General features: G+C 51.8%; 7 protein-coding genes. 1 reads left to right on the forward strand and 6 read right to left on the reverse strand.

Annotated features, from left to right (window positions below; translation table 11 throughout):
* Window positions 1-210: 210 nt before the first annotated feature.
* The 3 genes from B060_RS0116260 to B060_RS0116270 all read right to left on the reverse strand — a co-directional run bounded on the left by B060_RS0116260 (window position 211) and on the right by B060_RS0116270 (window position 5,806).
* Window positions 211-1,113 (reverse strand): ATP-binding response regulator, encoded by a 903-nt coding sequence (locus B060_RS0116260; protein WP_018082865.1) that lies wholly within the window; start codon window positions 1,111-1,113, stop codon window positions 211-213.
* Window positions 1,106-4,357, reverse strand: a complete 3,252-nt coding sequence (locus B060_RS26220) for a PAS domain S-box protein (protein WP_162149116.1) — start codon at window positions 4,355-4,357, stop codon at window positions 1,106-1,108. The genes B060_RS0116260 and B060_RS26220 overlap by 8 nt, the downstream gene beginning before the upstream one ends.
* 249 nt (window positions 4,358-4,606) lie before the next feature.
* The gene (locus B060_RS0116270) at window positions 4,607-5,806 is read right to left on the reverse strand and encodes a sensor histidine kinase (protein ID WP_018082867.1); all 1,200 of its coding nucleotides are present in this window, start codon (window positions 5,804-5,806) and stop codon (window positions 4,607-4,609) included.
* 271 nt (window positions 5,807-6,077) lie between these two features.
* Between B060_RS0116270 and B060_RS0116275 the strand changes: the two genes are divergently transcribed.
* Entirely contained in the window at window positions 6,078-6,752 is a 675-nt protein-coding gene (locus B060_RS0116275; protein WP_018082868.1) for a response regulator transcription factor, read from the forward strand.
* A gap of 12 nt (window positions 6,753-6,764) precedes the next feature.
* Here the strand turns inward: B060_RS0116275 and B060_RS0116280 are convergent, their stop codons facing one another.
* The 3 genes from B060_RS0116280 to B060_RS24945 all read right to left on the reverse strand — a co-directional run.
* The gene (locus B060_RS0116280; RefSeq protein ID WP_018082869.1) at window positions 6,765-7,991 is read right to left on the reverse strand and encodes a histidine kinase dimerization/phosphoacceptor domain -containing protein; all 1,227 of its coding nucleotides are present in this window, start codon (window positions 7,989-7,991) and stop codon (window positions 6,765-6,767) included.
* Window positions 7,981-8,424: a response regulator gene (locus B060_RS24940; RefSeq protein WP_023447292.1), complete on the reverse strand. Its 444-nt coding sequence runs from the start codon at window positions 8,422-8,424 to the stop codon at window positions 7,981-7,983. The genes B060_RS0116280 and B060_RS24940 overlap by 11 nt, the downstream gene beginning before the upstream one ends.
* Window positions 8,425-8,567: 143 nt before the next feature.
* A partial coding sequence (locus tag B060_RS24945; RefSeq protein ID WP_018082871.1) for a hypothetical protein occupies window positions 8,568-8,829 on the reverse strand: 262 nt, incomplete at its 5' end.

Genomic DNA, 8,829 nt, shown 5'->3' on the forward strand with positions numbered 1-8,829 from the left:
AATGGGGTTGAATTTGAATTGGGTGCGACTAAAAATTGATTTCAACAATAAAATTTCTAAATGTATTTTATAAATAGAAGTCAAGTAAGTGAAGGTGATATTTAGCAAATATTCATATCTGCGTCGCCTTGAAATCAGTGACGCGCTTGGTAAAGTGCAAATATTATTTCGCAATATATAGAGGGGCGTTTAAAATAAACTGTTTAAAATTCAAATATTATTCACAAAACATGTAACCGTGCGACCACTATCGCTATAACTCAATGTATCGAATGATATTAGCCGAGCCGTGGCGATACCCCTTCCGTGCGGGTCAGTGGCGCGCTCCGGGCTTATGTCGAGGAATTTTTCGAAGTCGAATCCCTCTCCAAGGTCAGTGATTTTAACACTCATCTTATCAGAAGCGGCTTCCAGACTTATCTCGCAGTATCGCTCGAGCTGTTCTGGAAGCGATAGTCTGCGTTCCACTTCTTCTTGCCAGCAATTGTTAAGCACCAAGTTTGTCTTTTCAGCGTAACTGATAGACAGATTTCCATGTTCAATGGCATTGATCATTAATTCGCTGAGACCGTAGACAACGCGTTCCGGTGTAGGAAAACAGTTAGCAATAAAAATGGCCAAGGCCCGCGCCTCGCTAAGCGTCCGAAATCGAAACTGGAGTCCGCGCATCAAGCCCATAATATGCTTGTTTTGGTGAACCTCGGCTTTCAGTGCTGCTTTTTGTCGGCCTTCAGCTAAAGCGGCTCGGACAAGACTGACCAGAACCGCCTCGTCATAGGGTTTGGTCAGATAATAGAAAACGCCACCGTCTATTCCCTGGCGTACCTGTTCATGTGACGCAGCAGCCGTCTGCATTATAACCGGAATATGCGCAAAGCGTGGGTCATCTTTTAAGCGGGAAAGGCAAGTCATGCCATCCATGCGCGGCATCATCCGGTCAAGAACAATGACGTCAATATCCAGATGGTCTTCAAGCATGCAAAGTGCGGCTTCGCCGTCGGTTGATTGAAACACCTCATAGCCGGCATCTTCCAAAAGCTCACCTATGATGTCCAGGTTGAAAGCCTCGTCATCGACAGCAAGGACTTTGGGCCTTGGAAAGATGTCAGACATGGATAGGGTCCGTTAAAAGAGGAATTTGATCTATTTCTTGGGTGAACACAGCCTCGTAGCGGCCGCAAATTGCATCTCGCGGCAGGTCAAAACTCAAGCGTGCCCCCTTACCTGGCGCGTTCTCTGCCCAGATACGACCACTATGAGCCGATATAATTTTCTTACAAATTGACAGACCGAGGCCGGTGCCCCCTGCGCCTGATTTCGTATGGCTTGACTGGATGAAGGGCTCGAAGATTTGCTCCAGTTCACCGTCGGGGATCCCGAGACCTTCATCTGTCAGTGTGAACCTGAGGACAGGCGTATCATCACGTTGCGTGGCAGTAATAGCAACGTGAAGTGTTGAGCCCTCGGGGCTGAATTTGATGGCGTTGGAGAACAGATTGATCGCGACCTGGACGAGCTTCGGCCGATCAAACGGTGCAATTGTGGAGGGCGCCTCATTGTTGATTTCGAGTCGTAGGGATTTAGCCTTGAGCAGAGGATCGAGTTCCATGACCGTTTGGTCGACCACATGCAGCAAATCATGGGCTTCAATTGCAAACGTCATTTTGCCGGATTCAAGTTTGGCAAGGTCGAGAAGATTGTTAAGCAGGTCCAACAGGCGCTTTCCTGCCGTCTGTATATTGCCGAAATATTTGTCGAGCTTGGCAACCCCATCGTTTTCGGGAGAAAGGCCTGACAGCCGTTTCTGTCCCATTCCGGCGTAGTTTAGAATTGCGTGCATGGGGGTGCGCAACTCATGTGACATGTTCGATAGGAAGTCCGATTTCGCTCGCACAGACTGCTCGGCCACCTCCTTTGCGCTTCGAAGACGCTGTTCGTTCTGGAAGCGTTCAAACACCCTGCCCATCTGCAGGCCGATATCGATGAGCAGGGTGGCAAGGCCATTATCGCGAACGATCGCCTGAGTATCGAAGAATTCGAAGACGCCCTTAACTTCACCTGCAATACAGATTGGAAAAGCCACGACACCGGTAAGGCCCGCCGCATGTAGTTTGAAAGTACGGGACGACGGATTGTTAAAATCATGGCTTTTGAGCCATACCTTAGCGCCGGTATTAGCGACCTTTACCGGTACCGCGTTAAGCTCGGTCAATGGAAGCGCGAATTGGTTCACCCATTGCACCACATCGGCATAGTCACTGTGTGCCTTTGCTGACCATGCGCGAGTAGAAACCAGATTTTCGTGTATGTCGTCGAAGCGATAGCAGTGCCCCATCTTCCATCCAGTATACTGGCAGATTTCCTCAAGGCAGCCCTCTAGGGCGGTTTGCAGATCGCGGGCTTCGTTGGCAGAGGTTATCAGCGTCCTCAAAAGAATATTCTTGTCTGTTTCCAAACGCATCTGATGAGTTTGCGCCGCCACCAGGGTTTCAAGGTGGTCGCGATGCTGCTTGAGTTCGTCATCGAGCAGCTTTCGTTCGGTCACGACCTCTGTAAACATAATCATGCCCTTGGTCTGGCCATCATCCATCCAGGGATGCAGAGCAAAGGCCATCCAATTTGTTTCGCCGTTGGCGCGGACAAAACAGTCTTCAGGATTGCTGATGATTTCGCCAGACAGGCACCTTTGATGAAGCTCGCGCCAACGGTCTGGGACTTCAGGGAAAACGTCATAATGTGAGCGCCCAATCACTTCTATGTCGCCGAGATCATAGTCCGTTTTCCAGCGCTCCGAGACCATAAGGTAACGCATTTGATTGTCAAAAACAGCTATCGCTGCCGGGGTGTGCCTGAAATACAATTCAAGTTGCTGATTGGTGCGTCTAAGTTCAGCTTCAAAGGATTTTCGCTCGGTGATGTCAGTGGCCGCTGAAATAAAGCCATCACACTTGCCTGAAGAACTGAAACGCGGTGTGCAGACACTTAGCAGCCAGCGGTATCCTCCGTCCTTCCCCAAGAGTCGGAACCAGCATTGAAATGTTCGTTCTTCAGCCAAGGCGTCGATGAATTTCTTTAGGCATGCGTCCTTGTCTTCAGGATGAATATGGCACAGCCACCCGGCATCGATTTCGTCATCAAGCGTAGCGCCGACATAGGTGAGCCAAGTGTTATTGTAGAAAATTGTGTCGCCATACACGTTTGTGATCCATAAAAAGTTGGGCATGCTGTCTGCCAGAGTGCGATATTGTCTTTCGCTTTCGGCTACCTTGGCTTCTGTTGCCTTCCGTAAGGTGACGTTTTGCATATAGCCTTCTATGACGGGAATATTGTCGTCTGCAGTCGTTAGGCGAACGCCGCTAATGCGCACCCATATTGGGCGCAGTATGACTGTGCTGCCGGATTCTTGGGCGCGCGGTATGAGGCGGCATTCAATCTCAAACCGATCACTGCTCTCAAGTGATTTGAAGATTCCGGCCTTCACCGCCGCGCGATCCTCTGAGGGGACGAGGCTCAGGAAATCCCGTACTTTGTTTCCGATCAGATCGCTTGCAGGATAACCAGTCAGCGTCATGATGTAATCATTGATGAACGTCATGGTTAGATGTTGATCAAGTTGGCACTGAAATACCACAGCGGGTATGTTTGTTATAATGGCGCGGTATTTGGACTGAAGCTGAATGTTTTTATGTCGAAGCACGGTGATGACGAAAGCAACCAAAATGGAAAGCAGGCCAGCGACGACTATGCCAGCCACGAGGGCTTCACGTATGCGAAGCACCTCGGCTGAGTAGCGGCGATAGCTCATGTCGACGCCAACGAGACCAAGGTATTTATGATCGCTCGTATAGATCGGAGCATAGGCACTTAGAAACGTTCCGTATTCATCGGTATAAGGTTTGACCTCTACCTCGGCGTGGGCGCGGTCTAGAGCCTTAAGGATGGTAGTTGAGGGGCGACGATAGACCTCCATTATATCTGAAGGCACGATATGCTCCCCCGCTCTGGGCAATTCGGAATCCATTATGATGCATATTTTTCGGCCGCATTTGACTACTGTGTAGACATAGAGCAGGTCGTCATTGGCCCGTAGGATTTGCATATACGGTGCACGCAAACGCGCATATTCGGCGCTCGATTTCTGGTCTTGCCTAATGATGGTCTGGTGGACGTCTCCATCCGTGAGCGAGGCGGCCAGTACGGCCGTATTTAGCAAGCGCGCCCTTATAAGGGCATTAAATTGTCCAATCATCTGATTGTACAGCAAAAGCGCCGCCACCAGCGAAGCTATGAAAATTGCACTACCTACAACGATCGCTATTGGGTCGAACCAGTCTGTTATCTTTTTTAGGCCGCGCACATTAGTCCCCATTCGCTGCATCGTTATGCAAAGGATTGCATATGCGCATTAATGAGCGATGAGGAGGTTTGCAATTAGTTGAAACTTTACAACCGCAGGCTACTAAAAGCCATGAAGTGAACTCAGTCGGCAAAAATGGGCCGGTGGCCTAGCTGTCCGGACAGACCTCAATAACGACAAGGAGACCGCGTCATCCCGGACACTCGGAGTCTATCGCCGGGATGAGGATCGTGATGGCTATTGCACTTGTTACGCCTGTGCGTCTGCAGTTACTGGGCCATGTGTTTCGCCAGATGTTTTGCTTTTAAGGCTCACGATTTTACTCGCCCTTGGGAAACAAGCCCTGAACAGGGTGCCGTCTCTCTCAGACGATGACACGCTGATTGTACCGCCGTGTGCGGTGACGATTTCTTTCGTGATGAAAAGGCCAAGGCCTAAGTTCGTTGAAAGCGGCTGACTTTTGGTTTCGTCATTTGATTGTGATCGCGTAAGCGAGTTGAAGATTGTGAGCAAGGCGTCAGGTGCGATCGGAACGCCTTCGTTGTGCACTGACAAAACGACCTCGCGAGGTGCGCCTTCCACGCGTATCGTTATGGGCGCACTTCTGAAGCCATATTGGACAGCGTTGCCAATCAGGTTGGAAAACACCTGGCCTATTCTGGCCTTATCCCAGAGTCCGCTCACCTCACCCAAAATGGTTAGAAGAAATTCCCGGCCCGGGTGCAGGGCGCGCATCTCATCAACCAGTTGGCGGCTGACAAAGCCCATATCCATGGAATGCTTGATTATCGGCAAGCCAGATCCCAGACGGGCGCGCGTAAGGTCTAACAGGTTGGCGACGATGTCATTGGCTCGGCCGGCGCTCTCGACAATCTGGGTCTGCAGCATAAGCTGACGCTCCCTAAGCTCTCCGATTTTCATCGTCAATCCAGCCGACATTGAGATGGCACCAAGGGGGTTACGCAAATCGTGGCTGAGGATGCCGAGAAACAAGTTTCTGGAGAGTTCGAGTTTCTTCGAATAATCGGCAATCGATTCTTTGAGCGCCTGATCAATCGACTCGTTAAAGCGTGTGAGATCGTCAAAGTCCTGCACGGTGATCGCAAGACCTGAGTCCTTCCAAAGCCGGACCACGCTGGTCCGCAGCGCGCGATATTCAGAGACCATCTGATCCATGTTGAAGCCACCGTCATAGCGTAAGGAGGCGTGGACCTCGGCGGCAGTTGGATAATGATCTTCGGGCTTTTCGCCGCGGGACTTCTCGACCTGTTCACCGTCGGTCTGGGCGGATTCGATGTCCGCGGCGATAAAATCAAGAAGTTCATGGATATGGTCACGTATGACCAAAGGCCCCCTATGCTCACCAGACGGCGTCAATGTTTTTGCAAAACCCTCCCAATCGGTAACTATCGGGGTGACGTTTTCGCGAATAAAATTGGCGAGACGCATAGAAGGGCTCCAGTACTCTTTGGATTGGGCCGCAACTCAGCCTCAAATAACGATCGCATGTGTTGCTATACTTTCTCGAAACGCGAGAAGTCAGGGATCAATAATATCTCCAATTGCGAAAACTGTGATAGGGTCGGAATATACGCAGACTCACCTCTGTCAGCCGGATAATTCGGCAGCAAGTGCGGTTCGTTGAAATGCCAGAAGCGGTAACCCGTTGGTACAGACAGCTTCTTATTCAGGTCCGAAACATAGTTCACCCCCCGTCGGGATGTCGGTGCGAACCGGCGGTCTAGACGCTGCAATCACTCGCCCGCAAAACACTACGGAAGCGCGTCCAGTCATTTACATCATCGATGACGACTGTCTGGTCCGCGACGGCATACGTTATCTGCTGGAGGCCGAAGGGCTGGTTGTCGAGGACTACGATAACAGCGAAGCGTTTCTCAAGTTGTACAAACCGGGCGAGGGCGAGTGCCTGCTATTAGATGCCCGTTTGCCTGGCATGAGCGGACTGGAACTTCTACAAAAGCTCCGAAAAACCGGCAGTAAAATACCAATCGTCATGATTACAGGACACAGCGATGTCGCCATGGCAGTAGAAGCCATGAAGGCGGGCGCGTCGGATTTCCTTGAAAAGCCGGTCACCCGCCGCCGCCTGGTCGACTGCGTCGAACTTGCCGTCACGGCATCGCGACATATAAACAAGCTGGATCACGTACACAGATCCGCAGCTGAGCATATTGCCAGGCTTACGCCCCGGCAAAGAGAAATCATGGCCTTGGTACTGGCAGGATACGCCAGTAAAAACATAGCGGCCGAAATTGGCATAAGCCAACGGACGGTGGAGAGCCACCGCGCGTCGATCATGCGAAAACTGGGAGCTAAGTCATTGCCGGAACTGGGGCGGCTGGTGGGTAGCACTGAACCCGACAACAAGGCCTGACGGGCTTATGCGCTAAGCTGCCTGCGGCAAGTCTGTGGAGGGTGTCGCTATGGGGAAGGTGATGGTCCAGAGCGTGCCCTGATCCGACACCAGATTGATGTCGCCACCGATCTGCTCGACAAGGCGGCGAACGAGACCCACACCGTGGCGTTTACTGCCGATTTTCTCGACAAAGCCCGTACCATCATCGCCTACTGTTAGGCGCGCCCTGCCAGGCATACCTGCTATTCCGCCGATCAAAGACACCGCGATAGCGCCGTTTCCAGCAGGGAAAGCGTGGTCATAGCTATTGGTGACAAGCTCCGCGACGATTATGCCCAGGGCCGTCACCATATCCAGATCGAGCGTCATGGACTCGCAGTCGCAGGTTAGATCGATATTGTCTGTATTGCCGTCCTGAATCTCGGCCAGATTGACGCATAAAGACTTCACGTAGACGCAGAAATCAGTTGTGTGAGTCATCTCGGCGCCCAGCAGATTTTCGTAGACCTTGGCCAGAGTGAACACGCGCCTGGCAATTGCTCTGAGGCCGCGTTGGCCGGATTCGTCACTGGTGTCATCCAACTGCTTGGTCAACATGCCATAGATGAGCTGAAGATTGTTGCGAACCCTGTGCTGGAGTTCCTCTGCCAATACCTTTTTTTGATCGAGCAGCCGGTCCTTTTCCTCAACGAGCGCTTTCATCTGCAGGATGGTCGTCTGGAGCAGCTCTATGCGGGCCGAGGTTGCGACTGCTTCGGCGAGGACATTGGCAAAACCTGTCAGGAAGTCGATGTCATGCTGGTCGTAGTCTTGCTGCACATTGTTGTCGATTTCAAGCACGCCGTAAGGCTGGTTGTCCTTGATGTGGATCACGACGTCCACGGTCGAAATTATGCCGTGCTCTGCGTAAAACGCCGGCAGCTTGAAGGTGGTGTCTTTGCGTAAGTCATTGGAGATGGACGGCTCTCCGGTAATAAAAGCGCGGCCTTGCGGTGAACTTTCATCAGCCCTTGAGACGACATTGCCGATGACGCCGGGCTTCCAACCATGCCCTGCCTCAACCAGAAGGTCATTTTCGTCGGAGCGATAGCGGCATACCTTGCTGAAGGGCACATCCAGCCCGGAGGCGCAGACCCTTGCCGCTTCCGTCAGGATCTTATGCAGATCACCCTCACGGAGCGCAAAGCTGCCGAAGCTGGCAATCGCAGCCTGCTGCCGGAGCAGTTTATGGACTCGTGCGATGGTGTTATCTGGCATGCAGTGCCTTGCGATCTGCGGCGGCGGGTTTCAACAGCTTGAAACCGCGCGGATGGGGCAGGGCACTCGACCCGGTGGCGACGATTTCACGAATGATACTCAGGGAGCACAAAAGGTCTTTTGTCAGATAAGGCTTCACCAACGAGCCATCGCCGTCATCTGATGTCAGGTCGAATTGCGAGACGTTGCCGCTGGCGAACAGAATGCCCGTTCTTTTGAGTTTTTGCAACTCGAGCGCGACATCCGTACCAAACCCACCGGCTGCGAGACGCAGATCGATGATCGCCAGATCCGGTGGATCAAGTTTTGCCAGAACCACGGCCTGATTGACGGTTCTGGCGATTCCGGAAACCTCGTAACCGGACGCGACCAGGAATTCTTCGGTCATGTCCGCAATCATCAGGTCGTCTTCAACGATCAATACCTTCAACATCTGCGGTCCCTTGAAAGCGGTCGAACCGCGAACAACAATCACAGTTTACCTAGGCGTATCCGTAAGCCTTGAACAGGCTCGGATTCTACCTACAGCTTGCTCTGGTTTAGTGTACCCATTCGCCCAAGGCCACAGGGGTGTATTCATTTTTTGGCGTAGAACAATTCAGTTTTCGTACGTTGCTCGACGTAGTGATCCCGATTGTCTTTCAGAGCCTCGATCAGGTAGTCGATCCCATCTGTGGTAAAAACTGTGATCGACTCCTTTGTCTCATCGGCTGGGTAATCGTCGTAAACGGTAAAGCAACCGTCCTCAGAGAACATTTCTATGGTTATTTCGCGTAGGAGATCTTCGTCTTCCTCAAGCTGCTGGGCGACATATTTTAAAGTGAAGAATGTGCTGTCT

Source organism: Asticcacaulis benevestitus DSM 16100 = ATCC BAA-896 (assembly GCF_000376105.1).
In the GTDB taxonomy this organism is placed as follows: Bacteria; Pseudomonadota; Alphaproteobacteria; order Caulobacterales; family Caulobacteraceae; genus Asticcacaulis; species Asticcacaulis benevestitus.